Raw genomic sequence first — 23,792 nt, forward strand, 5'->3', positions numbered from 1 at the left:
TCCCGGCAGGGTACGCCACCTGTACACATGCTGTCCCGACGTCACGGTGGGGCAGGGAAATCGAAAGGAAAGGGCGAAGGGCCGGGCGCGAATCGGTACAGGCGATTCCCGCTAAGGGGCGCAGGAGACCCCTTGCACCTACCGGAAGAGCCGGCCAGATGCTCATCTGATTCGTCGCTTTGAATCCGTTGGGTGGGGAAATGGACCTATGGTCCCGCGAACCGGTCCGGTTTGCACGCGACCTGATTTTCGCCCGTTGGCCAGCTCCGACCAGGGGTCCGGCCTTCGTGCCGCGGACAGCGACCACCGGCACGGCCTGACAGGATTGGTAGAGACATGGGGAATGGCGGCGCGCGCAAGAGGATCGTCTCGCTGGATGCGGCGCGGGGTGTCGCCGTGATGCTGGCGATGCTGTCCCACTCTTTCGTGGTGTTCGGACCGGACAATCCGGTCAGCCCCCTGACACGGCTGGCCACGCCGACCTTCGTGGTGCTGCTGGGCGCGATGCTGGAAATCGTCTATCTGCGCAGGCTTCGCAGAGGGACGGACCTGACGGGCATGCGGAGGCGATTGGCCGAGCGGGCCATTCTTTGCTATGTGCTCTTCGCTCTCATCACCATCGCCGGATTCCTGACCGGCAAGATGGGCTGGTTCGATGCGCTTCAAGCGGTGACCTACACCGCGAACGGACGGTTCGGGACGATCCTGAAGCTCTACGCGATCCTGTTCCTTGTCATAATCCTCATCCTGCCCCTGTTCCGGCGATACGGCGGCGCGGCGCTCGCGGCGGTGGCGTTGGTCGGGTGGACCATGAAGGTCGCGCTGGCCGGCTTGGGCGTGCCCGGCATCTATTTCCTCGATTTCCTGTTCGGCTATGCCGCGGGCGGTTTCGGCCCGAGCATCTTTCCCAGCTTCGCCTTCGTCGCCTTCGGGTTCTGGATCGGCGAGGCGATGAACGGAAACAGGAGTGCCGTGCTGCCCGGCCTGGTCCTTGCCATGGCCTTGCTGGGCCTCTGGATGACGTTGGGCGAGGTCTCCTACGCGGGGATCGGCGACCTTGTGACCTGGGCCAAGCGGTCGGGGGATCATCCCGACTACTACGTGTTCGGCATCCTTGGCTCGGCCCTGCTGATCTGGGTCTGCTCGCTGCTGGGCCGTGTCGCCGCGCTGATCGACGGGCTGTGCTTTCTGGGCCGGCAGACGCTGTTCCTCTACGGGTTCGGGAACATCCTTCTGACCTCCCTCCCGGTCTACCGGGGCGAGAGCGTGGCGGTCAGCCTCTACCTGATCGGCCTGTTCATGGTGGTGCTGGTGGCGCTTTCCGTCGACCGGCTGCGGGAGGGATCGCTGATCCACGCGGTTCTGGGTCCGCTGCCGGGGCGGATCGCGGCGGGCTACGCGAGGACCGTGGACCGGCTGCTGGACCGGGTGTTCCCGCCGGCCGGCCCGGCGGGAGCGTCCGCGCGATCCGGTTGAGCCGGCGGGGCAGGGACCGGGCGGTCAGCCCAATAGGCCCAGCCGCTCCATCGCGGATTTGAGCATCAGCCGGCTGCCTTCGGTCAGCGCAACCAGCGGCAAGCGCACCTCGTCCGAGCAGCGCCCCAGCAGCGACAGCCCGTATTTCGCGCCGACCAGTCCCGGCTCCGTGAACACGGCCTGATGCAGCGGCAGGAGCCGGTCCTGATAGTCCTGCGCCCTTGCCCAGTCGCCCTCCGCCATGGCCGCCTGGAATTCGGCGCAGAGGCGCGGGGCCACGTTCGCGGTGACGCTGATGCAGCCGGTGCCGCCATGGATGTTGAACCCCAGCGCCGAGGCGTCCTCTCCCGACAGCTGGACGAAATCCCGGCCGCAGGTGAGGCGCTGCTGGGACACGCGCACCACGTCGCCGGTCGAATCCTTCACGCCGACGATGCGCGGCAGCTTGGCCAGCGCGCCCATGGTGGCGGGGGTCATGTCCACCACCGACCGGCCGGGAATGTTGTAGATGACGATCGGAATGTCGGTGGCCTCATGCACGGCCTCGAAATGGGCATAGAGCCCGGCCTGCGTGGGCTTGTTGTAATAGGGCGTCACCACCAGCGCGCCGTCCGCGCCCACGTCCCGGGCGTGCCGGGCCAGGCGGATCGCCTCTGCGGTGTTGTTGGAACCGGCGCCCGCGATGACCTTGACACGGCCCGCCGCGGCCTGGGTGACCTCGGCCACGACGGTCTCGTGCTCGGCATGGGTCAGGGTCGGCGTCTCGCCGGTGGTGCCGACGGGAACGATGCCGCTGGTGCCCTCTTCCACATGCCAGTCCACCAGGCGCTTCAAGGCGTCCAGGTCCAGCGCGCCGTCCCGGAACGGCGTGACCAATGCGACGATCGACCCTGCGAACATGGTGCTCTCCCCAGCGCTGGCCGGGGACGCCCCGGCATGGCGCGGACCCTATGCGCGCCGGTCCAGGTTGCCAAGGTCGTGTCTTGGCCTGTGAGGGCGCGTCGGATAAGGATGCGCGCCATGCGACATCCCCTGCTTTTCGCCATCGTCCTTGTCATTGCGGCGCCTTTCGCCGCCCGCGTGACGGCGCAGGAGCCGCCCGGGACCGGCGGACAGCATGTCGGCATCGCCGAGGCCATGGATCACGTCGCCGGCGGGCGCTGGCTGGCGGCGGTCGAGGCGGGCGCCCGTGCCGGTCCGGTGGGGGAGGATATCGTCCTGTGGCTGTGGCTGCGCGCGGGTTTCGGCACGGCAGAGGCCGCCATGGCGCTGGTCGCCCGGCGTCCCGACTGGCCCGGGCTGGACCGCGTGCGCCGGGGGGCGGAGTCGTCCCTGCCGCTCCTGCCCGACGGCCCGGAAGAGGCCGCCCGCATCGTCGCCTTCTTCGACGGCGGCGCGCCCGCGACCGGGCAGGGGGTGGTGTCTCTCATCGACGCGTACCGCGCGCTCGGCCGGGACGGCGATGCAGAGGCGCAGGCGGCCCTGGCCTGGACCGCGCTCTCCATGACCGATGCGGCGGAACGGCGGCTTCTGGACCTCTACCCCGGCGTGCTCACCCCGCTGGAGTCGGTGCGGGCGGATGCCATGTTCTGGAACGGCGCCGGCCAGGCGCTGTCGCGAAGCGGCGAACGGGCAGAGGGCGACGCCGGCGCGCTGATCCAGGCGCGGCTGTCGGCGCTGCAGGGAACGTCCGCCGGGCGCGCGGCAAGCGATCTGCCCGCCGCGATGCGCGCCGATCCGGGCCTGGCCTATACGGAGTTCCGCCGGCTTCTGACCGCCGAGGAGTACGACGCCGCCGCCACCCTGCTGCGCGAGCAGTCCGTATCGGCCGAGACGCTGGGCGATCCCTCCGCTTGGGCGCGGGGCCGGCGCGACCTGGCCCGCCGCCTGATGCGCTCCGGCGATGTCGACGCGTCCTATGCGGTGGCCTCGTCGCACTGGCTCACGGAGGGATCCGACTACGCGGATCTGGAATGGCTGTCGGGCTATCTGGCGCTGCGGCGGCTCGATCGGCCGCAGGATGCGCTGCGTCACTTCCTGCGCTTCCGCAAGGCCGTGTTCACGCCGATATCGCTGGGGCGCGCGGGCTACTGGATCGGGCGGGCGCATGTGGCTCTGGGCCAGGACGCGGAGGCGCAGGCCGCCTATGAGGAGGGCGGCCAGTGGCAGACCAGCTTCTACGGGCTGCTTGCCGCAGAGGCCGCGGGAATGCCGCTCGACCCGCGCCTGTCGGGGACAGAGACCTATCCGCCGCTCTCGGAGGTCTCCTTTACAGACGATTCGCGCTTCGAGGCCGCCATGCTGCTCCAGGCCGCCGGCGCCCGCGATCTGGCAGAGACCTTTCTGACCGACCTGGCCGCGGATCTAGAGGCAGATGAGGCCGGAACCCTGACCGACGTGACCCTGGCTCTGGGAGAGCCGCACCTGGGGCTGCTGATCGCCAAGGCGGTTGCCCGCAACGGCATCGTCCTGCCCCGCGCCTATTATCCGGTCGTGGACCTGGGGCTCGACACGTTGCCCGTCTCCCACGAACTGGCGCTATCCATCGCCCGCCGCGAGAGCGAGTTCGACCCGGTGGTTTCCTCCGGCGTCGGCGCGGGCGGTCTGATGCAGCTCATGCCCGGCACCGCCAAAGAGGTCTCCGCCTCGCTGGGGATCGGTTATTCGCGTGACCGGCTCTTCAGCGATCCCAGCTATAACGCGACGCTCGGCACCGCGTACCTGGCCGGGTTGGAGCGCCGGTTCGGACGCAACCCGGTGCTGGTCTCCGCCGGTTACAATGCCGGCCCGGGCCGTCCGCTGCGCTGGATGAAGGAACGCGGCGATCCGCGCGACGCGGATGTGGACGTGATCGACTGGATAGAGATGATCCCCTTCGACGAGACGCGCAACTACGTCATGCGCGTGGCCGAATCACTGCCAGTCTACCGGGCCAGGCTGGGAACGTCGCGACAGCAGATCGGCCTCACCGCGGAGCTGAAGGGGCGGTGACCCGCTCTCAGTCGGCGATTCCCAGCTGATCGGCGGTGGTCACCGTGCCGACGGCGGCATCCGCGCCGCAGGACTCGTACTTGAAGGCGATGCCGTCCCAGATGAGATACAGCCCCCCGTCCGCTGCCTCCATGAACAGGGCGCGTTCGGTGAACGTCTCGTCCTCGCCGGTGCATGACATGTCGTAGAGCACCGCCTGCATGTCCCGAACCTCCACCGGTGCGGTCATCTCGCACTGGTTGCCGACCCCGTAGAGCACGCCGTCCTCGACCTTGAGGGCGGTGCCCTCGCCGCCGGTATAGGCGCATTCGGTGGTGGGGTTGGCGCGCCAGAGCCCTTCGAAGCTGAGATCCTGCGCAAGGGCCGCGGGGGCAATGGCACCGGCCAGACAGGCCGCCGGAATTCGGATCATGGACAGCGTCTCCCCGCTTGGTTTTCGGGCACCTTGTTGGAAACTGATTAACGGTCCGGTAATCCCCCGAAACTAGGATGACACGGCGCACGAGCAAGTTCGCACAGCCACGGAGACGCCATGCGGCCGGGAACGGACACCAGACAGGGACGGGCAGAGCTTGTGAGCGTCCGCGGCGAAAGCCGCGGTCTCTTCTGGTCCGTGGGGCTGTTTTCGTTCTTCGTGAACCTTCTGATGCTGACCGGTCCGCTCTTCATGCTGCAGGTCTACGACCGGGTCCTCGGCTCCCGGTCGGAGGCGACGCTGATGGCCCTGACGCTCCTGATGGCGTTCCTGTTCGCGATGATGGGTCTGCTGGACTTCGCGCGGGGGCGGATCCTGGCCCGGGCCGGCGCGCGGTTCCAGTCCCGGCTCGACCGCCGGGTGTTCGAGGCGATGGTCCGCCGTTCGGCCAATGCGCCGGGGCACGATGCCTCCCGCAACTACCTGGCCGATCTCGAATCGGTCCAGCGGATGGTCGCCTCTCCGGTGGTCAGCGCACTCTTCGACATGCCGTGGACGCCGTTCTTCGTGGCGCTGATCTTCGTGTTCCACCCGCTCATGGGCTGGCTGGCACTGGGCGGCGCCGCGATCCTGGTGGCGGTGGCGATGCTGAACCAGACCGCGTCGCGCGGAGCGCAGGCGCGGGCGCAGACAGCGGGCATCCGCTCGGAGCGCCTGTCCGAGCAGATCCGGCATGAGGCCGAGATGGTGCGCTCTCTGGGGATGCAGAAGGCGGCGTTCTCGCGCTGGCAGCAAGAGCGCTCCCATGCGCTCCGCGCCCAGATCAAGGGAGCCGACCTGACCGGCGGGTTCTCTTCCGGGACGCGGACCTTCCGGCTGTTCCTGCAATCGGCGGTGCTGGCGCTGGGCGCGTGGCTGGTGCTGCAGGAGCAGCTGACCCCCGGCGCGATGATCGCGTCGTCGATCCTGCTGGGCCGGGCGCTGGCCCCCATCGACGTGACGATCGGCCAGTGGCCGCTGGTCCAGCGCGCCCTGAGCGGCTGGCGCGGCCTTGCGGATCTGCTGTCCGCCGTCGGCCCGGAGCCTGCGCGCACCGCCCTGCCGCGGCCAGAGGCCCATCTGTCCGTGGAGCAGGTGACGATTATCCCCCCCGGCCAGAACCAGGCGTCCGTCCGCATGGTGTCGTTCGAGGTCCGGCCCGGCGAATCGGTCGGGGTGATCGGCCCGTCCGGGTCCGGAAAGTCCACCCTGGCGCGCGCCATCGTCGGCGTCTGGCCGGCCGCCGGGGGCCGCATCCGGCTGGGCGGCGCCACGCTCGACCAGTACGAACCCGACGTGCTGGGACAGCATATCGGATACCTGCCGCAGCGGGTGCAGCTCTTCGATGGGACCATCGCGGAGAACATCGCCCGCCTCCAGCCCGATGCCGACGACGAGGCGATCGTCGCCGCCGCGCAGCGCGCCGCCGCCCACGACATGATCGTGCGGCTGCCGGAGGGCTACAACACCCAGGTGTCCAGCGCGACGGGTCATCTGTCGGGCGGACAGATGCAGCGTATCGGCCTGGCGCGGGCCATGTTCGGCGACCCGGTCCTGCTGGTCCTGGATGAGCCGAACTCGAACCTCGACAACGAAGGCACGGTGGCGCTGAACCGTGCCATGGATCGGATCAAGGCACGCGGCGGGTCTGTCCTGATCATGGCGCACCGTCCGTCTGCCATCGAAGGGTGCGAGACTCTCATGGTCATTCAGGATGGCATCCGCCGGGCCTACGGTCCGCGCGACGAGGTGCTGAAACAGTCCGTCTCCAACCACCGGGAGATCGCCGCCACCGCCGATCCGGGGGGCCTGACATGAGCGCGCCGCGCGACTGGTCGGCCCGGCGGCCGGTGATTCTGGGGCTTCTAACGCTTGTCCTGCTGGTCGGCGGTTTCGGATCCTGGGCGGCGCTGGGACAGATCTCGGGCGCCGTGGTGGTGACCGGGCAGATCGAGGTCGACCAGAACCGCCAGGTGGTCCAGCATCCCGATGGCGGCGTCGTCCGGGAGGTCCGGGTCCAGGAGGGCGACCAGGTCGCGCGCGGCGATGTTCTGGTGTTGCTGGAGACCACGGTTCTCGACAGCCGCCTGGCCTCGGCGCGGGCGCAGCTGGCCGAGGTGCGCGCCCGCCGCGCCCGTCTGGAAGCAGAGCGCGACGACGCGCCAGAGGTGGTCTTTTCGGAGGCCCTGCGCGACGCGGCGGCCGCCGATCCGGAGATCGACGATTTCGTGCAGGGCCAGCTGCGGCTGTTCCGGGCGCGCCGCGATACCGCCAAGACCACCGTCTCCCAGCTTTCCGGGCGCGAGCAGCAGATCCGGCTCCAGATAGAGGGCATCGCGGCCCAGCAAGAGGCGCTCGGCGCGCAGGTGGACCTTCTGGGCAAGGAAGTGGCCGACCAGCAGACGCTGCTGGACCGGGGCCTGGCGCAGGCGGGGCGCGTCCTCGGCCTGCGCCGCGAGCAGGCCAGGCTGCAGGGTCAGATCGGCGAACTCGTGGCCCAGCGCGGAGAGGCAGAGGAGCGCATCGGCGAGATCGGCAACCAGATCCTGACCTATACCGTGCAGCGCCGCGAAGACGCGATCACCCAGCTTCGCGATCTCGGCGTTCGAGAGACCGAACTGCGCGAGGAGGTCGCCGCCCTGACCGACCAGCGCGCCCGGACCGAGATCGAGGCACCGGTGGGCGGTGTGATCTACGACCTGACGGTGTTCGGGCCGCAGGCGGTGGTCCGGCCGGCGGAGCCTGTCATGTACATCGTCCCCCAGGACCGTCCGCTGGTCATCCAGGCCCGCGTGCCGCCGATCCATGTGGATCAGGTGACCATCGGACAGCAGGTCGTGCTGCGGTTCCCGTCCTTCGACGCGCGCACCACGCCGGAGCTCAGCGGCCAGGTGCTGCGCGTGTCCGCCGACAGTTTCGTGGACGAGGCCAGCCGACAGCCCTTCTACCGCGCCGAGATCGTGCTCGCCCCCGGTGAGATCGACCTTCTGCCGGACGGGTTGTCGCTGATCCCCGGCATGCCGGTCGAGGCCTATCTGAGGACCGCGGAGCGCACGCCGCTTGCCTATCTGACCAAGCCTCTGACAGACTACTTCACCCGCGCCTTCCGCGAGGGCTGAGCAGAGGAGAGCACATGGGACAAATCGACGACCGCCTGGCCGAGCTTGGCATCACCCTGCCGGACGCTCCCGCACCGGCGGCCAACTACGTGCCCTACATGCGTGTGGGCGACCTGGTGTTCGTGTCCGGGCAGGTGAGCCAGGGTCCCGACGGCATGATTACCGGAACCCTGTCCGGTCCCGACGACATCGATGCCGGCCGCGCCGCGGCACGGGCCTGCGCCCTGTCGCTACTGGCGCAGCTCAGGGCGGCGCTGGACGGCGACCTGGACCGGCTGTCCCGTGTGGTCAAGCTGACCGCCTTCGTCGCGTCGGATCCCGGCTTCACCGACCAGCCGAAGGTGGTGAACGGTGCCTCCGACCTCCTGGCCGAGGCGCTGGGAGAGGCCGGGCGGCATACCCGCTCGGCCGTTGGCGTTGCGGCTCTGCCGATGGGCGTCATGGTCGAGATCGAAGCGATCTTCGAGGTCGCGTGACCCTGCCGGAGGGGTTCCTGAAACGCCCCTTCGCCCATCGCGGCCTGCACGACCGCGCGGTCGGCAGGATCGAAAACAGCCCCGGCGCGTTCCGCGCCGCCGTCGCTGCAGGCTACGGGATCGAGCTTGACGTGCAGATCAGCCGCGACGGTGTGCCGGTGGTGTTCCACGATGCGACGCTCGGCCGGCTGACCGCGCTGAAGGGTGCGGTGCGCGACCTCACCGCCGCGCAGCTGGCCACGGTGCGGCTGACCGGCAGCGGCGACACCATCCTGCCGCTGGCGGACGTGCTGGCCTCGATCGGCGCCGCGGTCCCGGTGCTGGTGGAGATCAAGGCCCAGCCGGGCGGCAGCGCCGCGCTGGCCCGGGCGGCCGGCGCCGCCTGCCGCGCGGCGCGGGACCGGACGGGCGCCAGGGTGGCCATCATGTCCTTCGATCCCGACGCGATCCGCGAGATCGCCCAGATCGGTTCCGACATCCCCCTTGGCCTGACCACCGGAGCGGCGGCCGACGACGCCGCCGACCTGGCGGCGCCGCCCCGCAACGCGTTGTCTTCCGCCGACGGGTCCCACGCGCCCCTGGCCTTCGTCAGCCACGATCACCGGCATCTCCGGGACGTGCGTGTCGCCGGGTTCAGGGCAAGGGGCGCGTCGATCCTGTGCTGGACCGTCCGCTCGGAAGCCGAGGCCCGCATCGCCTTGAAAACCGCCGACCAGATCACCTTTGAGGGGTTCCGCCCCTGACGCCGCGATGCGGCATGGTGCCGGGTTGATATCGGTCGGCAAGGGACCACTTCCCGTGCCATGACCGCCCGGATCGAGATCGCCTCCCACGGATCGCTCACCGCCATAGACCCTTCCGACTGGGATGCCTGCGCCTGCCCGGAGACGGCGGACGGCGGCCGCCCGCTGGACCCGTTCACCACGCACAGGTTCCTGCTGGCGCTGGAAACCTCCGGCTCCGTCGGGCGCGGCACCGGTTGGGAGCCGCACTACCTGACGGCCCGCGCCGACGATGAGATCATCGGCTGCGCGCCCCTCTACGCCAAGGGCCACAGCCAGGGCGAATACGTGTTCGACCATTCCTGGGCCCATGCCTATGAGCGCGCCGGCGGGCGCTACTACCCCAAGCTGCAGATCGCCGTGCCCTTCACGCCGGCCACCGGACGGCGCTTCCTGACCCGTCCGGACCATGCCGACACCGCGCTGGCCGCGCTTGTCGAAGGCGCGGTGCGCATCGCCGACCAGAACGACATCGCCACGCTCCACGCCACGTTCTGCACCGAGGCGGAGGCCGAGGCGGGCGCCGCGATGGGCCTTCTCCACCGTACGGGCCAGCAATTCCACTGGTTCGACGATGGCTACCGCGATTTCGACGGGTTCCTGGCCTCGCTCTCCTCTCGCAAGCGCAAGACCATCCGCCGCGAACGGCGGGAGGCGCGGGGCGCAGGGCTGACCTTCCGCAACCTCACGGGAGGTCAGATCGAACCGCACCACTGGGAGGCGTTCTGGACCTTCTATCAGGACACCGGTGCGCGGAAATGGGGCCAGCCCTACCTGACGCGCGGTTTCTTCGACGAAGTCCAGGCGCATCTGCGGAACGACACGCTCCTGTGCCTGGCCTATGACGGCGACACGCCGGTGGCCGGCGCGCTGAACTTCGTCGGCCGTCAGACGCTCTATGGCCGCTATTGGGGTTGCACGCGCGAGGTGCCGTTCCTGCATTTCGAGCTTTGCTACTATCAGGCCATCGACTGGGCCCTGGCCCACGGGCTGACCCGGGTGGAGGCCGGCGCACAGGGAGAGCACAAGCTGGCGCGCGGCTACCTCCCCCATCCCGTGCATTCGCTGCACTGGATCGCAGAGCCGGGTTTCCGCGCGGCGGTCGAGGATTTTCTGGTTGCCGAACGCGCCGCGGTAGACGAGGAAATCGAGATCCTGACCAGCTACGGCCCGTTCAGAAAGGTCGAAGGAGAACGCGAATGACCGAGAAACTGCAGGGCGCGGCCCGCGCCGAGGCGTTGGAGCGGCTGAAAGCCACCGGCTGGAGCGAGGTCGAGGACCGCGACGCGATCACCAAATCGTTCAAGTTCGACGGTTTCGTCGGCGCGTTCGGCTGGATGACAAAAGCCGCGATCCATGCCGAACAGGCCAACCACCACCCGGAGTGGTCGAACACCTACAACCGGGTGACGGTCACGCTCACCACCCATGACGTCGACGGTCTGAGCGACAAGGACGTGGCGCTGGCCGACATCATGGACGGGCTGGCGTAATGGGCGGTGTCGTCGATGCGATCCTGTCGTTCAATCTGAACGGCACGTCGATCCGCGATCTTCTGAGCGTGCAGATGCTGGTATCGCTCTTGGGCAACGTGTTGGCGGCGATCGCGATCCTGATCGTGGGATACGCCATCGCCGGCTGGCTCAAGCGGCGCATCCGCAACATCGGCGGCAAACGTCCGCAGCTCGACACGACGCTGTTCAACTTTCTCGGCAACGTCGCGCGCTACGTGGTGCTCGCCTTCACGTTCCTCTTTGTGCTCAATACCTTCGGCGTGCAGACCACCAGCATCGTCGCGGCCATCGGCGCCGCCGGGCTGGCCGTCGGCCTGGCGCTTCAGGGCACGCTTACCAATGTCGCGGCGGGGGTGATGATCATCTTCTTCCGCCCGATCAAGGAGGGCGATTTCGTCGAGGTGAGCGGCCAGATGGGCACGGTCAAGGAGGTCACCCTGAACTTCACCGAACTCGCCAGCATCGGCAATGCCCAGATCATCATTCCCAACTCCCAGGTCTGGGGGAATACCATCGTCAACTATTCGGTCTACGACCGGCGGCGGGCGGAATGGATCTTCGGCGTCGGCTACGGCGCCAACCTGGCCCAGGCCGAACGGGTGATCCGCGAGACCGTCCTGGGCGACGCCCGCACGCTCACCGACGAGGACCTTTTCCTGCAGGTGAACGACCTGAACGCATCCTCCGTCGATTTTCTATGCCGCGCATGGGTCTCGGCGGACGACTACTTCGCCTATCAGGCCGACATGAAGCGCAAGGTGAAGGAAGAGCTTGACGCCGCGGGCGTGGCCATCCCGTTCCCGACCCGGACGCTCCATATCGAGCGCGACGGCGGCGCGGCACCCGATCACGGGCCCAAGCGCCACAGTTCGGAGGATGAGGTGCGCCAAGACGGCGGTATCGTCGCGGACTGAGCGTGCCGTCGCAGCAGATTTTCGGTACGAAAATCTGGCCGCGGTTCAGAGCGACTGCACCAGGGCCTCGCCGCCCGCGCGGTCGCAGACGCCGGGCTGGTCCTCCTGGATCACCCGGACGACGCGGTCTTCGGCCACCAGCGCATAGCGGCGCGAGCGGTCGTAGAACCCCACCGGCGGCGCGGAGAACGCCATGTCCGCCGCCCTGGTGAACTCGGCGCCGGGGTCGGCCAGCATGGTTATCCCGGCCTCGGTCGCGCCGGTGTCCTTGCCCCATTGCGCCATCACGAAGGGATCGTTGACGGCGATGCAGATGACCTCATCCACGCCCTTGTCGCGGAACGCGTCCATGGTGCGGATGAAGGACGGCACATGCGCTGTGGTGCAGGTGCCGGTATAGGCGCCGGGCAGGCCGAAGAGCACCACCTTGCGCCCGGTCAGAAGGTCCGACAGGCGCACGTCCTCGGGGCCGTCCTCGCCCATCCTGAGAAGCGTTGCGTCGGGCAGCGTGTCGCCTTGGGCGATGGGCATGTCGGGCTCCTTTGACATCCGGTGTCGCCCGGATATAGCCGGACGGGGCGCGGTTGCCAGCAGGGAGGGGCCATGTCCCACGTTGTCGTCATCGGGGCCGGGCAGGCCGGCCAGACCCTGACCGCCACATTGCGGGACGGGGGGTTCGACGGCCGCATCACCCTTGTCGGCGCAGAGCCCGAGCCGCCTTATCAGCGTCCGCCCCTGTCCAAAGGGTATCTTCTGGGGGACATCGCCCGCGAGCGGCTCTACCTCCGACCCCGCGCCTGGTACGCGGAGCGGTCCATCGACCTCAGGCTGGGGCAGGCGGCATCCGACATCGACACCGCCGCGCGGACGGTGCGGGTGGGCGGCGGCACGCTGGCCTATGACACGCTTGCCCTGACCACCGGGTTGGTGGCGCGGACCCTGCCGGCGGAGGCCGGCGGAACGCTGGAGGGCGTGTTCACCATCCGCACCCTGGCCGATATCGACGCGCTGGAGGCGCCGCTGCGGGCCGCGAAACATGTGCTGGTGGTCGGCGGCGGCTATATCGGGCTGGAAGCCGCCGCCGTCGCGCGGACACTCGGCGCCGATGTCACGGTGATTGAATCCGGGCCGCGAATTCTGGGCCGCGTCGCGTCCGCCCCGACCGCCGATGTCATGCGCCGCCTGCACCGCGCGCAGGGCGTCGATATCCGTGAAAGCGTCACGCTGGAGCGGCTGACGGGAACGGGACGCGTCACCGGCGCGATGCTCGCGGACGGCACCGGGATCGCCGCCGACCTGGTGATCGTCGGCATCGGTCTCCTTCCACGCTGCGCCATCGCCGAAGCGGCTGCGATAGAGACCGAGGGCGGCGTCAAGGTGGACGCCCTGGGCCGCACCTCTGCCCCGCATGTCTGGGCGGCGGGGGATTGCGCCTCCTTCCCCTTTCGCGGCGCCCGCATCCGGATCGAGTCGGTGCAGAACGCCATCGACATGGGCGCCGCCGTGGCGCGCAACATCCTGGGCGCCGGCGCGCCCTACGTGCCGCTGCCGTGGTTCTGGTCGGATCAATACGACGTCAAGCTTCAGATCGCGGGCCTCAATACAGGCTACGACAGGGTCATCGTGCGCGGAGACGGTCTGCCGGTGTCGCACTGGTACTACCGGGGCGAGGTGCTTTGCGCGGTGGACGGGGTGAACGACAGCCGGGCCTACATGGTGGGCAAGCGCCTGCTGGAAGCCGGCCGCTCACCGGACCCCGACGCGCTGACCGACCCCGAGACCGACCTCAAATCCCTGCTGACATGAGGATCATCGCCGGCACGCACCGGGGCCGGGTGCTGGCATCGGTCGGCAAGGGCGATACGGCCGCGCATCTGCGCCCCACCACCGACCGCGTGCGCGAGAGCCTGTTCGGAATGCTCCAGGGCGGCCGGTTCGCAGACCCGGTGACGGGTGCGCGGGTGCTCGACCTCTTTGCCGGAACGGGCGCGCTGGGGTTGGAGGCGCTGTCGCGCGGGGCGTCGCAGGCGGTGTTCGTGGAGTCCGGCCGCGTGGCGCAGCGGCTGCTCATCGCCAATATCGGCACGCTGAAAGAGAACGCGCGGGCGCGGATCGTGAGCCGCGACGCGACGCGGCTGGGACCGGCGGAGGCGGCGTTCGGGCTGGTGTTCCTCGACCCGCCCTACGGCACGGGCCTGGGGCGGCGGGCGATGGAGGCGGCGCTGGCGGGCGGCTGGATCGCACCCGGCGCGCTGGTGGTCTGGGAGGACAGCCGGGAGGCCGATCTGCCCGACGCGCTGATCCGTGCCGACGCGCGCCGCTACGGCGACACCTGGATCACGGTGGCTACCGCCCGCTGATCCGGCGCGAGATCAGCACATGGGCCACCGCGCCGGCCGCCACGACCCCGCCGTTCAGGCCCAGCGCTGCGTAGCCGGCGCGGCCCAGCGCCACGGCCCCGACGGCCGATCCGACCGCCGCGCCGATGTAGATCGCCGCGGCGTTGAGCGACAGGACCACGCCCGGGCGCTCCGGCAGGATGCCCAGGATGCGCACCTGCTGTGCCGCCATGAAGGACCAGCCCAGAAGCGACCAGACCCCGATCAGCGCGAACACCGCCCAATCCGCGAAGGGCAGGAGCGACAGCAGCGGCATGGTCAGCATCTGCCCGCCCGATAGGATCAGCAGCGTGCGCACAGGCCCCAGCCTGTCGGCCATCCAGCCCCCGGCGATATTGCCCAGCACCGCGCCGACGCCGAAGACCAGCAGCGCTGCGGTCACACCGTTGCGGGTGTATCCCATGGTGTCGGTCAGGAGGGGCGACAGATAGGTGTAGACCACGTAGATCCCGCCCAGAAAGGTCGCGGTGAAGAGGATCGCCAGCATCGCGGGGCCGTTGGACAGGGTGCGGCCCAGGTCGGACAGGCCGGCGGGCGGGATCGACAGGCCGCGCGGCACCCGCGTCCAGATCAGCCACAGGCATGGCAGCGAAAGCAGGCAGACAAGCCCAAATCCCGCCCGCCAGCCGAAGGTGTAGCCCACGAAGCTTCCCACCGGCACGCCGGCCACCTGGGCGACCGTCAGCCCGACGATAACGGCGGCCAGCGCGGTGCCCTGCTTGCCAGGCGCGGCCAGCGCCGACGCGACGGAGGACGTGACCGGCGTGAACATGCCCGCCCCCGCGGCGGCCACGATGCGGGACAGGTGGATCACGGTTTCCGATGGCGCGAGAGCGGTCATCAGGTTTCCGCCCGCAAAGAGCGCCAAGGCCATCGCCAGCAGCCGCCGGCGCCCCAGCGATCCGGTCAGCGCGACCAGCACCGGCGACAGCACCGCATAGGCGAGCGCATAGGTGGTCATCGCCGCGCCGATCCGCGCGGGCGGGATGCCCAGCCCCTCGGCCATGGGCGCCACCAGTCCGATCAGGACGAACGCCCCCATTCCGATGACGAAGTTCGATGCCGAGAGGGTCCAGATCACCGCGCGGTGATCGCCCTCAGGCATATGTGGGGTGGAAAAGGCCGGCGGGCGACAGGGTGAAGATGTCCGCGCCCTGGGCGGTGACGCCGACCGAATGCTCATACTGGGCCGACAGCGACTTGTCCCGCGTCACGGCGGTCCAGTCGTCGGCCAGAACCTTGGTCTCCGGCCGGCCCAGGTTCACCATCGGCTCGATGGTGAAGAACATGCCTTCTTCCAGCCGCGGACCGGTGCCGGGGCGGCCGTAATGCAGGACGTTGGGCGGCGCGTGGAACACCCGGCCCAGGCCGTGGCCGCAGAAATCCCGCACCACGCTCATGCGGCGCCCTTCGACGAAGGTCTGGATCGCGTGGCCGATATCCCCGAAAGTGGCGCCGGGACGCACCGCCTCGATCCCGACCATCAACGCGTCATGGGTGACCTGCATGAGCCTCTCGGCCTTGCGTCCCAGCTTGCCGGCCACGTACATCCGGCTGGTGTCGCCGTACCAGCCGTCCACGATCACCGTCACGTCGATATTCAGGATGTCGCCGTCCTTCAGCCGCTTGTCGCCCGGGATCCCGTGGCAGACCACGTGGTTCACGCTGATGCAGCTTGCGTGCTGGTAGCCGCGGTATCCGATCGTGGCCGATGTCGCGCCCGCCTCTTCCACCCAGCCGGTGATCAGGCGGTCGAGCTCCTTCGTGGTCTGCCCGACCGTGACCAGCGGCGCGATCCGGTCCAGAATCTGCGCGGAAAGACGGCCGGCTTCGTGCATGCCGGAGAAGTCCGCAGCCTCATGGATGCGGATCCCGTCCTTGGTCAGCCTGCCGGTGGATTCGTCCAAAACCGGTCTCCGATTGTTTTCTGCGGTGCAATATAAGGCCTGAATCGTACGGTTTCCACCGCGAAGCGTTCAGGGCGAGAACGGCAGCGGTGCCCGGATCGACACGCCCCCGGGCGAGATCGCAGTGTCCCACGCCAGCGTCTCCACCCCCGCAGCCGCCGCCCGGTCGAAGGCGGTCCCGTAGGCCGGGTCGAGATCGCGGGCCAGGCGCAGGCGCGCGCAATCCGTGCGCTGGACCAGATAGAGCATCACCGCCCGGTGCCCCTCCGCCACCATGCCCGCCAGATCGTCCAGGTGCTGCGCGCCCCGGACGGTCACGCAGTCGGGAAACTCCGCCCAGTCGCCGTCGCGGCGGAGGTGGACGTTCTTCACCTCCACATAGGCATCGGGCAGGCCGGGTTCCGACAGCAGGAAATCCACACGGCTGCGGATGGCATAGCGGACCTCCGGGCGGACGGTTCCGTAGGCGGCCAGCTCCGGCACGGCGCGGGCGCGCAGCGCCTCGCCCACGACGCGGTTCGGAACGGAGGTGTCGATCCCCGCCCAATGTCCGCCGGGCAGTTCGGCCAGCCGCCAGCCATGGCCCAGCTTGCGGCCCGGATCGTCGTTGGGCTCTACCCAGACGGGCAGTCCGGGCGCGGTCAGGCCCAGCATCGCGCCGGGGTTCGGGCAGTGGGCGCGCACGGTCTCTCCGCTGTCCAGGGTGACTTCGGACAGGAACCGGTTCCATCGGCGGACCAGATGGCCGCGGATCAGGGGCGTTTGAAAGCGCATGGCGGGGGGCTATACCGCCCATGGACCCATGCGCAAGGACAGCCCCATGCCCAACCCCACCGCCGCGATGCTGGTCATCGGCGACGAGATCCTGTCGGGCCGCACCCGCGATTCCAACGCACACGCCCTGGCGCGGGCGCTTACGCTCCACGGCATGGACCTGCGCCAGATCCGCGTCGTCGGGGACGTCGCGGACACGATCACCACGGCGGCGCGGGCGCTTTCCGAAACCCACGACCACCTGTTCACCTCCGGTGGAATCGGGCCGACCCACGACGACATCACCGCCGATTGCATCGCCGCCGTCACCGGCGCGCCCATCGGCGTGCGGGACGACGCGCGCGAGATCCTGGCCCGGCACTATGCCGAGCGCGGCACCGAACTGAACGACAGCCGGCTGCGCATGGCGCGGATCCCGGACGGTGCGACGCTGATCGCGAATCCGGTCTCGGCCGCGCCCGGGTTCTCTCTGGGCAACATCCACGTCCTGGCCGGCGTCCCGCAGATCTTCGATGCGATGCTGGCGGGCCTTCTGCCGCGCCTTGCCGGCGGTACGCCGGTGGCCAGCCGGACCCTGACGCTCGACCGGGGGGAGGGCGATATCGCCCAGACGCTGTCCCGCGTCGCCCAGGAGCATCCGGCGCTGTCCCTGGGCAGCTATCCGTCCTGGACCGGCGACGGCTACCGCGTCGCCGTCGTGGTGCGCGGGGCGGACGACGATGAGATCGGCGCCGCGATCGGCAAGCTGCGCGCCGCTTTTCCAGAGGCGCGGGAATGAGTGTCGCGCGCCTGCTGGCCGAAACCTGGCCGCCGGTCAACACGCGGCGGATCGGGCCGTTCACCCTGCGGGAGGGCGGCGGCGGCAAGCGGGTCGAGGCCGCGACCTGCGATGGCGTCCCCACCCACGACGACCTTGCGCGCGCAGAGCGCGCCATGGACGGGGCCGGGCGCCGCGCGCTGGTCTCTGTCGCGCCGGATCAGCGGGAGCTGGACCGGATGCTGGCCGAGCGCGGCTATCTGGTGCTCGATCCGACGTTGCTGCTCCAGGGGCCGACGGCCCCCCTTGCCGCCCATGCACCGCCCCCGGTCAGCGGTTTCACCGTCTGGCCGCCGCTGCGTGTCCAGCGCGACATCTGGGCAGAGGGGCGGATCGGCCCCGACCGCATCGCGGTGATGGAACGGGTCGCGGTGCCCAGGGTGTCGATCCTGGGACGCGTGTCGGATCAGCCCTCGGGCACGTGCTTTGTCGCCCTGTCCGGCCGCGCCGTCGTCGTCCATGCGCTGGAGATCCGCGCCGCGCATCGACGCCGGGGACTCGGCCGCCACATGATGGCCCATGCCGCGCGCTGGGGGCAGGATCGCGGTGCCGACTGCCTTTCCGTCCTGGTGACAGAGGCCAACGATCCCGCGATCGCGCTCTATCGGGGTCTCGGATTGCAGGGCGGTCGGTGTTATCACTATCGTCTCAGACCTTGAGGATCCGGCCCATGACCGACCAGCCGACCGCGCTCGACCTGCCCCAGGTGGACCCGCTGCCCGAAGCGACCGCGAAATACTTCGACATCTGCGCCGAGAAACTGGGCCTGGTGCCCAATGTGCTGCGCGCCTACGCCTTCGACATCGACAAGCTGAACGCCTTCACCGCGCTCTACAACGACCTGATGCTGGGACAGTCGAACCTCAGCAAGCTTGAGCGGGAGATGATCGCGGTCGCGGTATCGGCCTGCAACCGCTGCTACTATTGCCTGGTCGCCCATGGTGCGGCGGTGCGGGAACTGTCGGGGGACCCGATCCTGGGCGAGCAGATCGTCATGAACTGGCGGGTCGCGGACCTCGGTCCGCGCCTGGGCGCGATGCTGGCCTTCGCCACCAAATTGACCGAATCCTGTGCCACGGTGACCGAGGATGACCGGGCCACGCTGCGCGCGGCCGGGTTCTCGGACCGGGACATCTGGGACATCGCGTCGGTGGCGGGGTTCTTCAACATGACCAACCGGGTGGCGACGGCGTCGGAAATGCGGCCGAACGACGAGTATCACGCGCGCGCGCGATAGGCGCCCGGCGTGAGGGCGGCGGTCCTTTTTCTAATATGTGCGGCGGGGCCGGCCGCAGCCCTGGACCTGACCTTTCCGGCCCCGTCCACCCAGACGGCGGAGGAGCGGGAGACCGGAGAGCTGTCCCTGCCCGCCGGTCCCTGGACCGATGCCGGGCAGAGGATGCGCACCGCCGAAGGCACCGTCCGACGTACGGCCTGGCGCATCGCGGGCGCGGTGGATACCGGCGCGCTGGCCCGGGATCTGGCGGACCAGATCCGCGCTGCGGGCTATGATGTGGTCTATGACTGCGCGGCGGAAACCTGCGGCGGATACGATTTCAGGTTTTCGACGCCGACGCTGCCCGCGCCGGACATGTTCGTAGATCTCGGCGACTATCGGTATGTCCTGGGCGCGGCATCCGGGGGGGGGGCTGGCCGCGCTGCTGATCAGTCAGGCCGGGGGAAGCGGTTACGTGCAGCTCACCACGGTGTCCGAAGGCGCACCGGATCCGGTTGCGGTGCGTTCCGATGCGGCCGGGGCGGCGCTCTCGTCCGGTGATATATGGGCCAAGCTGGAGCGGGAGGGGCACGCGCCTCTGGACGACCTGGCTTTTGCCACCGGCTCCGCGGCGCTGGAGGGCGGGCCGTTCCGGTCACTCCAGGCCTTGGCCCAGGGGCTCCGGGACCGGCCCGACGCGCGCATAGCGCTGGTCGGCCATACCGACGTCCGCGGTGCGCTGGGTCCGAACATGGCGCTGTCCCGCCGCAGGGCTTCTGCCGTGCGCGACGCCTTGGTAGAGACCTACGGCATCGATGGTTCGCGGATCACGGCGCAGGGCGTGGGTTTTCTGGCACCGCGGACCGCCAACACCACCCCGGAAGGGCGTCGCGTCAATCGGCGGGTCGAGGTCGTCCTGACCCGCTAGCCGCGCTTCGGTCCGGTGCATGTCTGCCCCGCTGCCTGCCGTTCCGTGTGTGCGCCACCGACGTAATCCGAGGTCATTGCCCGGCGGAGTGGGAGCGAGCCGGTGCCCGTCCGGCAAAGGGCCGTGGCACCCAGGGCTGCGCCCCACACTGCCCGCGCGTCCATCAAGCGTGGACCTTGCTCGGCAGCGGCGTTTCTTGGGCGGCGGCGAAAGCCGACACGGCCGATTGGGAACTATCGGCAGAGTTTCGGGGCATCCCCCCGCCGTGAAAGCGGACTTGAGAAACGGAAAGGCACACGGCCGACGCATTGTCGGCTGAACGGACGAAACACCGCTCTACCGCGGCAACCCGTCGCCTCACGACATGCGTTGACAGAGCCAGTACGCTGCGAATGCTTGCTGTGGCCAACAGTGGCAGGAACGGCCACCGTATCCTGGCGCACAGCAGAGCGCGCGGGCAGATTGTCAGAGTTCGGCCCTGAGGCGGCGGCTGCAGACAAAATCGCCGAGGACCAGCCGGTTCAGCGCGGGCTTTTGCAGGATCACGTCAATCCAGGCGCGGTCGATCCGCGAGCCGCCCAGGCCTGCGTAGGCAAGGTCGAACTCGGTCACGGCGATGCCGTTCCCGGTGGCCAACTCACGGACCATCTGCTCGATATTCGGGCCGCGTTTCAGGTTGAGGCGGAGAAAGGCGCCCAGGGGCCGCTCGGCCTCCAGCAGGGTCTCGACCTGAATGACATGGGACAGACCCAACCCGTCGATGGCGGCGTCCGGAAGGTCGATGACGACGCTCAGAAAATCGCCGCCAAAGGACAGCACGTCGATTTCAAGGGCTTGGGACGCGGTACCGGGGGACGCCCCTGCCGGCTGCTGCCTCAGCGTGATCTCCGCGTCCCGACAGTCGTGGAAGATATGCACCCCGGAGCAGAGCACGCGGCCGGATTCCAGCGGTACATGGTCCGCCGGCGCCATCCCGCGGAACATTTCGGGCCGCCAGATCCAGTCCGCGTTGCAGGGTCCGGACGGGACGGGTGCGCCCGTCGTGCGCCGATCGGTCCGCGATGCCATCCGGTCCAGCCCCGGGCGCGGGTCGCCTGCCCGATCGCGCGGCGTTGCGACCGGAACAGGGTGAAGGGCTGCGATCCGCGAAAAGACCTTGTCCCATCGCCCTGCCGCGCGCCGATGGGTAGTGCGGTCGAGGCCGCCGGTCTGGTTCATCGCGTGTCCTTTTGCGTCCTAAAGGTCCATGTAGACGTGGGTTTCGACGGCGGCGCCGGGATGCGTCACGGCACCTTTGTAGGTCGCGCCGACAAGCTGCGCATATTTCCACAGCGCGCCGGAGGCGTAGTTCGTCGCGCGGGGACCGCCCCAGTCCGCCCGCCGTGCCTCAACTGCCGCATCGTCCAGATCGACGGAAATCTCACCGGCCACGGCGTCTATGGTTATGACATCGCCGTTGCGGATCAGCGCGATGGGGCCGCCCTGGGCGGCCTCAGGTCCCACATGGCCGACGCAGAACCCCCGCGTGGCGCCGGAGAACCGCCCGTCGGTGATCAGCGCGACCTTCTTGCCCATGCCCTGTCCCGACAGGGCCGCGGTGGTCGAAAGCATCTCTCTCATCCCCGGGCCGCCGGCAGGCCCTTCGTTGCGGATGACCAGGACCTCACCCTCTTTGTAGGCGCGGGCCTTGACCGCCTCGAAGGCGTCTTCCTCGCACTCGAAGACGCGGGCGGGGCCGGAGAACACCTGCTCCTCGGGCGACATGCCCGCCACCTTCACGATCGCGCCTTCCGGAGCCAGGTTGCCCTTCAGCCCGACAACGCCGCCGGTCTTCGTGATCGGCGCGTCGACCGGGTGGATGACCCGCCCGTCCGGTCCGCGGTCGATCAGGTCCAGTTCCTCGCCGATGCTCCGCCCGCTTGCCGTGACGCAATCCTCGTGGATCAGACCCGCGCGGCGCAGTTCCTTCATCACCACCGGAATGCCACCCGCATCGAAGAGATCCTTTGCCACGAACTGCCCACCGGGCTTGAGATCCACGAAATACGGCGTGTCCCTGAAGATTTCGCAAACATCGTCCAGAAAGAAGTCGATGCCGGCCTCATGGGCGATGGCCGGCAGGTGCAGGCCGGCGTTGGTCGAGCCGCCGGTGCAGGCGACAACGCGCGCGGCGTTCTCCAGGCTCTTGCGGGTCACCACGTCGCGGGCGCGGATGTTCTTCTCCAGCAGCGCCATCACCGCCTCGCCGCTGGCGGAGGCATACTGGTCCCGGCTCTCGTAGGGCGCGGGCGAGCCGGACGAGTTGAACAGCGCCAGCCCGATCGCCTCGGACACGCAGGCCATGGTGTTGGCGGTGAACTGGCCGCCGCAGGCCCCGGCGGAGGGGCAGGCGACCCTCTCAAGGATCGCCAGCGCCGCGTCCGACAGGCTGCCGTTCTGGTGCCGGCCCACGGCCTCGAACATATCCTGCACGGTCAGGTCGCGGTCGGCGAAATCCTCCGGGACGTCGGCCCCCGCCGGAACCTTGCCGGGCAGGATCGAGCCGCCGTAGAGGAACACCGACGGCACGTTCAACCGCACCATGGCCATCATCATCCCCGGCAGCGACTTGTCGCAGCCCGCCAGCCCCACCAAAGCATCGTAGCAATGTCCGCGCATGGTCAGCTCGACCGTGTCCGCGATGGCCTCGCGGCTGGCCAGCGACGAGCGCATCCCCTCATGGCCCATCGCGATGCCGTCGGTCACCGTGATCGTGGTGAACTCTCTCGGGGTGCCGCTGGCCGCCTTGACGCCAAGCTTGACGGCCTGCGCCTGACGGCTCAATGCGATGTTGCAGGGCGCGGCCTCGTTCCAGCAGGTCGCCACCCCCACGAGCGGCTGGGCGATTTCCTCTTCGGTCAGTCCCATGGCGTAGTAGTAGGAGCGATGCGGCGCCCGGGCGGGCCCCTCGGTGACGTGCCGGCTCGGCAGCTTCGACTTGTCGGGCTTGCCCTTCAACATGGCGCTCTCCTGAGGAAAATGACGTCTCCGGGCATAGGCGAGCGCAGCCCCCACGACAAGGCCGAAGGGCCAGGCGGGACCCGCCGGGAGCGGGCCGGGACAGGCAAGGAGACCACGATGAACATGCCACGCGCGTTCGACGCTTTCGTCGCCCCGGCCCGGGCCCGCCCGCAGATCTGGCGGCTGGTCCTTGGCTGCGTGGTCCTGGTGCTGGTGACCGCGCTGTGGATGATGGGAAGCTTCGCGGCGATCTGGCTCAGGACCGATGCGGAGACCGCGATGGGCACGATGGCGGCCATGGTGCAGCCGGCCACGCCGCGGGCGACGTTGCTGCTGCTGTCCACGTTCATCGGCATGGCGCTGGCGCCCTGGATCGCCGTGCGGCTTCTCCACCGGCGCGGTCTGGCCACGCTTTTCGGGCCATGGGGCCGGGTGCTGCGCCATTTCGGCGCCGGCGTTCTGGCGGTGGCGGGGCTCTACACGGCCTCTCTGCTGCTCTGGTCGTCCGGTTTCGACGCGGTTCCGAACCTGTCTCCGGCGCTCTGGCTCAGTCTCCTGCCACTGTCGGTGCCGCTGATCGCGATACAGACAGGCGCCGAGGAGATGATCTTTCGCGGCTATCTCATGCAGCAGATCGCAGCGCGGATCCGCTGGCGCCTGGCCTATCTGGTCGCGCCATCGGTGCTGTTCGGCGCTCTCCATTACGATCCGTCCACCGCAGGGGGAAACGCGCTGGCCATCGCCGCGGGGGCGGGGCTCTTCGGGCTGATCGCCGCGGACCTGACGCGCGTGACCGGCTCTCTCGGGGCAGCGTGGGGGCTGCATTTCGCCAACAACATCCTGGCGATCCTGCTGGTGTCGACCCAGGGCACGATCACCGGCCTGTCGCTCTATGTCACGCCCTATGCCGCAGACGAAGACGCGTTGACCCTGCCGCTGATCCTGGCCGACATGGCGGTGCTGGTCGCGGTCTGGGCGCTGCTGCGCTGGCGGTTGCGGGTCCGGGACTGACGGCCTATCTCCTC

Annotated in this window: 24 protein-coding genes; 16 read left to right on the forward strand and 8 right to left on the reverse strand. The window is 69.2% G+C overall.

The window, feature by feature from the left end; all coding sequences use genetic code 11:
• Positions 1 to 336: 336 nt before the first annotated feature.
• Positions 337 to 1,476, forward strand: coding sequence for a hypothetical protein (locus tag KW83_RS09260; RefSeq protein WP_036177704.1), 1,140 nt, complete (start codon positions 337 to 339; stop codon positions 1,474 to 1,476).
• 24 nt (positions 1,477 to 1,500) lie between these two features.
• Here the strand turns inward: KW83_RS09260 and dapA are convergent, their stop codons facing one another.
• The gene (gene dapA, locus KW83_RS09265; protein ID WP_036177706.1) at positions 1,501 to 2,376 is read right to left on the reverse strand and encodes a 4-hydroxy-tetrahydrodipicolinate synthase; all 876 of its coding nucleotides are present in this window, start codon (positions 2,374 to 2,376) and stop codon (positions 1,501 to 1,503) included.
• A 120-nt stretch (positions 2,377 to 2,496) separates the two neighbouring features.
• Here dapA and KW83_RS09270 point away from each other — a divergent pair, with 120 nt between their 5' ends.
• Positions 2,497 to 4,467, forward strand: a complete 1,971-nt coding sequence (locus tag KW83_RS09270; RefSeq protein ID WP_051928398.1) for a lytic transglycosylase domain-containing protein — start codon at positions 2,497 to 2,499, stop codon at positions 4,465 to 4,467.
• A 7-nt stretch (positions 4,468 to 4,474) separates the two neighbouring features.
• On the opposite strand, the gene KW83_RS09275 is transcribed toward KW83_RS09270, so the two are convergent.
• The gene (locus KW83_RS09275) at positions 4,475 to 4,879 is read right to left on the reverse strand and encodes a hypothetical protein (RefSeq protein ID WP_036177708.1); all 405 of its coding nucleotides are present in this window, start codon (positions 4,877 to 4,879) and stop codon (positions 4,475 to 4,477) included.
• Positions 4,880 to 4,999: 120 nt separating this feature from the next.
• Between KW83_RS09275 and KW83_RS09280 the strand changes: the two genes are divergently transcribed.
• From KW83_RS09280 to KW83_RS09310, 7 genes are read left to right on the forward strand one after another with little or no spacing between them, the layout of a single operon-like run.
• Positions 5,000 to 6,739: a type I secretion system permease/ATPase gene (locus KW83_RS09280; RefSeq protein ID WP_036177710.1), complete on the forward strand. Its 1,740-nt coding sequence runs from the start codon at positions 5,000 to 5,002 to the stop codon at positions 6,737 to 6,739.
• Positions 6,736 to 8,040: an HlyD family type I secretion periplasmic adaptor subunit gene (locus KW83_RS09285; protein WP_036177712.1), complete on the forward strand. Its 1,305-nt coding sequence runs from the start codon at positions 6,736 to 6,738 to the stop codon at positions 8,038 to 8,040. Before KW83_RS09280 ends, KW83_RS09285 begins: the two co-directional genes overlap by 4 nt.
• A 14-nt stretch (positions 8,041 to 8,054) precedes the next feature.
• Positions 8,055 to 8,516: a RidA family protein gene (locus KW83_RS09290; protein ID WP_036177714.1), complete on the forward strand. Its 462-nt coding sequence runs from the start codon at positions 8,055 to 8,057 to the stop codon at positions 8,514 to 8,516.
• The gene (locus tag KW83_RS09295) at positions 8,513 to 9,259 is read left to right on the forward strand and encodes a glycerophosphodiester phosphodiesterase family protein (protein WP_036177716.1); all 747 of its coding nucleotides are present in this window, start codon (positions 8,513 to 8,515) and stop codon (positions 9,257 to 9,259) included. The genes KW83_RS09290 and KW83_RS09295 overlap by 4 nt, the downstream gene beginning before the upstream one ends.
• 60 nt (positions 9,260 to 9,319) lie before the next feature.
• Positions 9,320 to 10,501, forward strand: coding sequence for a GNAT family N-acetyltransferase (locus KW83_RS09300; RefSeq protein ID WP_036177718.1), 1,182 nt, complete (start codon positions 9,320 to 9,322; stop codon positions 10,499 to 10,501).
• On the forward strand, positions 10,498 to 10,791 hold the full coding sequence (locus tag KW83_RS09305; protein ID WP_036177720.1) for a 4a-hydroxytetrahydrobiopterin dehydratase: 294 nt from the start codon (positions 10,498 to 10,500) through the stop codon (positions 10,789 to 10,791). Before KW83_RS09300 ends, KW83_RS09305 begins: the two co-directional genes overlap by 4 nt.
• Entirely contained in the window at positions 10,791 to 11,726 is a 936-nt protein-coding gene (locus tag KW83_RS09310) for a mechanosensitive ion channel family protein (protein WP_036177722.1), read from the forward strand. The genes KW83_RS09305 and KW83_RS09310 overlap by 1 nt, the downstream gene beginning before the upstream one ends.
• Before the next feature lie 45 nt (positions 11,727 to 11,771).
• Here the strand turns inward: KW83_RS09310 and KW83_RS09315 are convergent, their stop codons facing one another.
• Positions 11,772 to 12,257: a peroxiredoxin gene (locus KW83_RS09315; RefSeq protein ID WP_036177724.1), complete on the reverse strand. Its 486-nt coding sequence runs from the start codon at positions 12,255 to 12,257 to the stop codon at positions 11,772 to 11,774.
• 72 nt (positions 12,258 to 12,329) lie between these two features.
• Between KW83_RS09315 and KW83_RS09320 the strand changes: the two genes are divergently transcribed.
• Together KW83_RS09320 and rsmD are read left to right on the forward strand one after the other, a co-directional pair.
• A complete protein-coding gene (locus KW83_RS09320) occupies positions 12,330 to 13,532 on the forward strand; it encodes an NAD(P)/FAD-dependent oxidoreductase (protein WP_036177725.1) in 1,203 nt (400 codons plus the stop codon).
• Positions 13,529 to 14,086, forward strand: a complete 558-nt coding sequence (rsmD, locus tag KW83_RS09325) for a 16S rRNA (guanine(966)-N(2))-methyltransferase RsmD (RefSeq protein ID WP_036177727.1) — start codon at positions 13,529 to 13,531, stop codon at positions 14,084 to 14,086. Before KW83_RS09320 ends, rsmD begins: the two co-directional genes overlap by 4 nt.
• On the opposite strand, the gene KW83_RS09330 is transcribed toward rsmD, so the two are convergent.
• From KW83_RS09330 to sfsA, 3 genes are all read right to left on the reverse strand, one after another.
• A complete protein-coding gene (locus KW83_RS09330) occupies positions 14,073 to 15,206 on the reverse strand; it encodes an MFS transporter (protein WP_161785474.1) in 1,134 nt (377 codons plus the stop codon). The two genes, rsmD and KW83_RS09330, sit on opposite strands and share 14 nt — an antisense overlap.
• A 16-nt stretch (positions 15,207 to 15,222) precedes the next feature.
• A complete protein-coding gene (gene map, locus KW83_RS09335; protein WP_036177732.1) occupies positions 15,223 to 16,032 on the reverse strand; it encodes a type I methionyl aminopeptidase in 810 nt (269 codons plus the stop codon).
• Positions 16,033 to 16,101: 69 nt separating this feature from the next.
• On the reverse strand, positions 16,102 to 16,806 hold the full coding sequence (gene sfsA / locus KW83_RS09340) for a DNA/RNA nuclease SfsA (protein ID WP_036177734.1): 705 nt from the start codon (positions 16,804 to 16,806) through the stop codon (positions 16,102 to 16,104).
• Between the two features lie 46 nt (positions 16,807 to 16,852).
• On the opposite strand from sfsA, the gene KW83_RS09345 reads away from it, so the two are divergent.
• The 4 genes from KW83_RS09345 (at position 16,853) to KW83_RS19130 (ending at position 19,767) form a co-directional block, all read left to right on the forward strand.
• The gene (locus KW83_RS09345; RefSeq protein WP_036177736.1) at positions 16,853 to 17,584 is read left to right on the forward strand and encodes a competence/damage-inducible protein A; all 732 of its coding nucleotides are present in this window, start codon (positions 16,853 to 16,855) and stop codon (positions 17,582 to 17,584) included.
• The gene (locus KW83_RS09350; protein WP_036177738.1) at positions 17,581 to 18,282 is read left to right on the forward strand and encodes a GNAT family N-acetyltransferase; all 702 of its coding nucleotides are present in this window, start codon (positions 17,581 to 17,583) and stop codon (positions 18,280 to 18,282) included. The genes KW83_RS09345 and KW83_RS09350 overlap by 4 nt, the downstream gene beginning before the upstream one ends.
• 11 nt (positions 18,283 to 18,293) lie before the next feature.
• The gene (locus tag KW83_RS09355) at positions 18,294 to 18,860 is read left to right on the forward strand and encodes a peroxidase-related enzyme (RefSeq protein ID WP_036177740.1); all 567 of its coding nucleotides are present in this window, start codon (positions 18,294 to 18,296) and stop codon (positions 18,858 to 18,860) included.
• Between the two features lie 454 nt (positions 18,861 to 19,314).
• On the forward strand, positions 19,315 to 19,767 hold the full coding sequence (locus KW83_RS19130) for an OmpA family protein (protein WP_161785475.1): 453 nt from the start codon (positions 19,315 to 19,317) through the stop codon (positions 19,765 to 19,767).
• 465 nt (positions 19,768 to 20,232) lie between these two features.
• Here KW83_RS19130 and KW83_RS09365 read toward each other — a convergent pair whose 3' ends face one another.
• Together KW83_RS09365 and ilvD are read right to left on the reverse strand one after the other, a co-directional pair.
• Positions 20,233 to 20,985: a DUF6478 family protein gene (locus tag KW83_RS09365; RefSeq protein WP_036177742.1), complete on the reverse strand. Its 753-nt coding sequence runs from the start codon at positions 20,983 to 20,985 to the stop codon at positions 20,233 to 20,235.
• An 18-nt stretch (positions 20,986 to 21,003) separates the two neighbouring features.
• A complete protein-coding gene (gene ilvD / locus KW83_RS09370) occupies positions 21,004 to 22,767 on the reverse strand; it encodes a dihydroxy-acid dehydratase (protein WP_036177744.1) in 1,764 nt (587 codons plus the stop codon).
• Positions 22,768 to 22,884: 117 nt separating this feature from the next.
• On the opposite strand from ilvD, the gene KW83_RS09375 reads away from it, so the two are divergent.
• Positions 22,885 to 23,778 (forward strand): CPBP family intramembrane glutamic endopeptidase, encoded by an 894-nt coding sequence (locus tag KW83_RS09375; protein ID WP_051928400.1) that lies wholly within the window; start codon positions 22,885 to 22,887, stop codon positions 23,776 to 23,778.
• Positions 23,779 to 23,792 lie beyond the last annotated feature (14 nt).

The sequence above is a fragment of the Palleronia rufa genome (assembly GCF_000743715.1).
GTDB classification, from domain to species: Bacteria; Pseudomonadota; Alphaproteobacteria; order Rhodobacterales; family Rhodobacteraceae; genus Palleronia; species Palleronia rufa.

Coding starts and splice junctions, on each gene's coding strand:
- KW83_RS09345 (WP_036177736.1), top strand. CDS start 16,853: ATGCCCAACCCCACCGCCGCGATGCTGGTCATCGGCGACGAGATCCTG.
- KW83_RS09350 (WP_036177738.1), top strand. CDS start 17,581: ATGAGTGTCGCGCGCCTGCTGGCCGAAACCTGGCCGCCGGTCAACACG.
- KW83_RS09285 (WP_036177712.1), top strand. CDS start 6,736: ATGAGCGCGCCGCGCGACTGGTCGGCCCGGCGGCCGGTGATTCTGGGG.
- rsmD (WP_036177727.1), top strand. CDS start 13,529: ATGAGGATCATCGCCGGCACGCACCGGGGCCGGGTGCTGGCATCGGTC.
- KW83_RS09270 (WP_051928398.1), top strand. CDS start 2,497: ATGCGACATCCCCTGCTTTTCGCCATCGTCCTTGTCATTGCGGCGCCT.
- KW83_RS09260 (WP_036177704.1), top strand. CDS start 337: ATGGGGAATGGCGGCGCGCGCAAGAGGATCGTCTCGCTGGATGCGGCG.
- ilvD (WP_036177744.1), bottom strand. CDS start 22,767: ATGTTGAAGGGCAAGCCCGACAAGTCGAAGCTGCCGAGCCGGCACGTC.
- KW83_RS09315 (WP_036177724.1), bottom strand. CDS start 12,257: ATGCCCATCGCCCAAGGCGACACGCTGCCCGACGCAACGCTTCTCAGG.
- KW83_RS09355 (WP_036177740.1), top strand. CDS start 18,294: ATGACCGACCAGCCGACCGCGCTCGACCTGCCCCAGGTGGACCCGCTG.
- KW83_RS09365 (WP_036177742.1), bottom strand. CDS start 20,985: ATGAACCAGACCGGCGGCCTCGACCGCACTACCCATCGGCGCGCGGCA.
- sfsA (WP_036177734.1), bottom strand. CDS start 16,806: ATGCGCTTTCAAACGCCCCTGATCCGCGGCCATCTGGTCCGCCGATGG.
- KW83_RS09290 (WP_036177714.1), top strand. CDS start 8,055: ATGGGACAAATCGACGACCGCCTGGCCGAGCTTGGCATCACCCTGCCG.
- dapA (WP_036177706.1), bottom strand. CDS start 2,376: ATGTTCGCAGGGTCGATCGTCGCATTGGTCACGCCGTTCCGGGACGGC.
- KW83_RS09275 (WP_036177708.1), bottom strand. CDS start 4,879: ATGATCCGAATTCCGGCGGCCTGTCTGGCCGGTGCCATTGCCCCCGCG.
- KW83_RS09320 (WP_036177725.1), top strand. CDS start 12,330: ATGTCCCACGTTGTCGTCATCGGGGCCGGGCAGGCCGGCCAGACCCTG.
- KW83_RS09305 (WP_036177720.1), top strand. CDS start 10,498: ATGACCGAGAAACTGCAGGGCGCGGCCCGCGCCGAGGCGTTGGAGCGG.
- KW83_RS09300 (WP_036177718.1), top strand. CDS start 9,320: ATGACCGCCCGGATCGAGATCGCCTCCCACGGATCGCTCACCGCCATA.
- KW83_RS09310 (WP_036177722.1), top strand. CDS start 10,791: ATGGGCGGTGTCGTCGATGCGATCCTGTCGTTCAATCTGAACGGCACG.
- KW83_RS09280 (WP_036177710.1), top strand. CDS start 5,000: ATGCGGCCGGGAACGGACACCAGACAGGGACGGGCAGAGCTTGTGAGC.
- KW83_RS09375 (WP_051928400.1), top strand. CDS start 22,885: ATGAACATGCCACGCGCGTTCGACGCTTTCGTCGCCCCGGCCCGGGCC.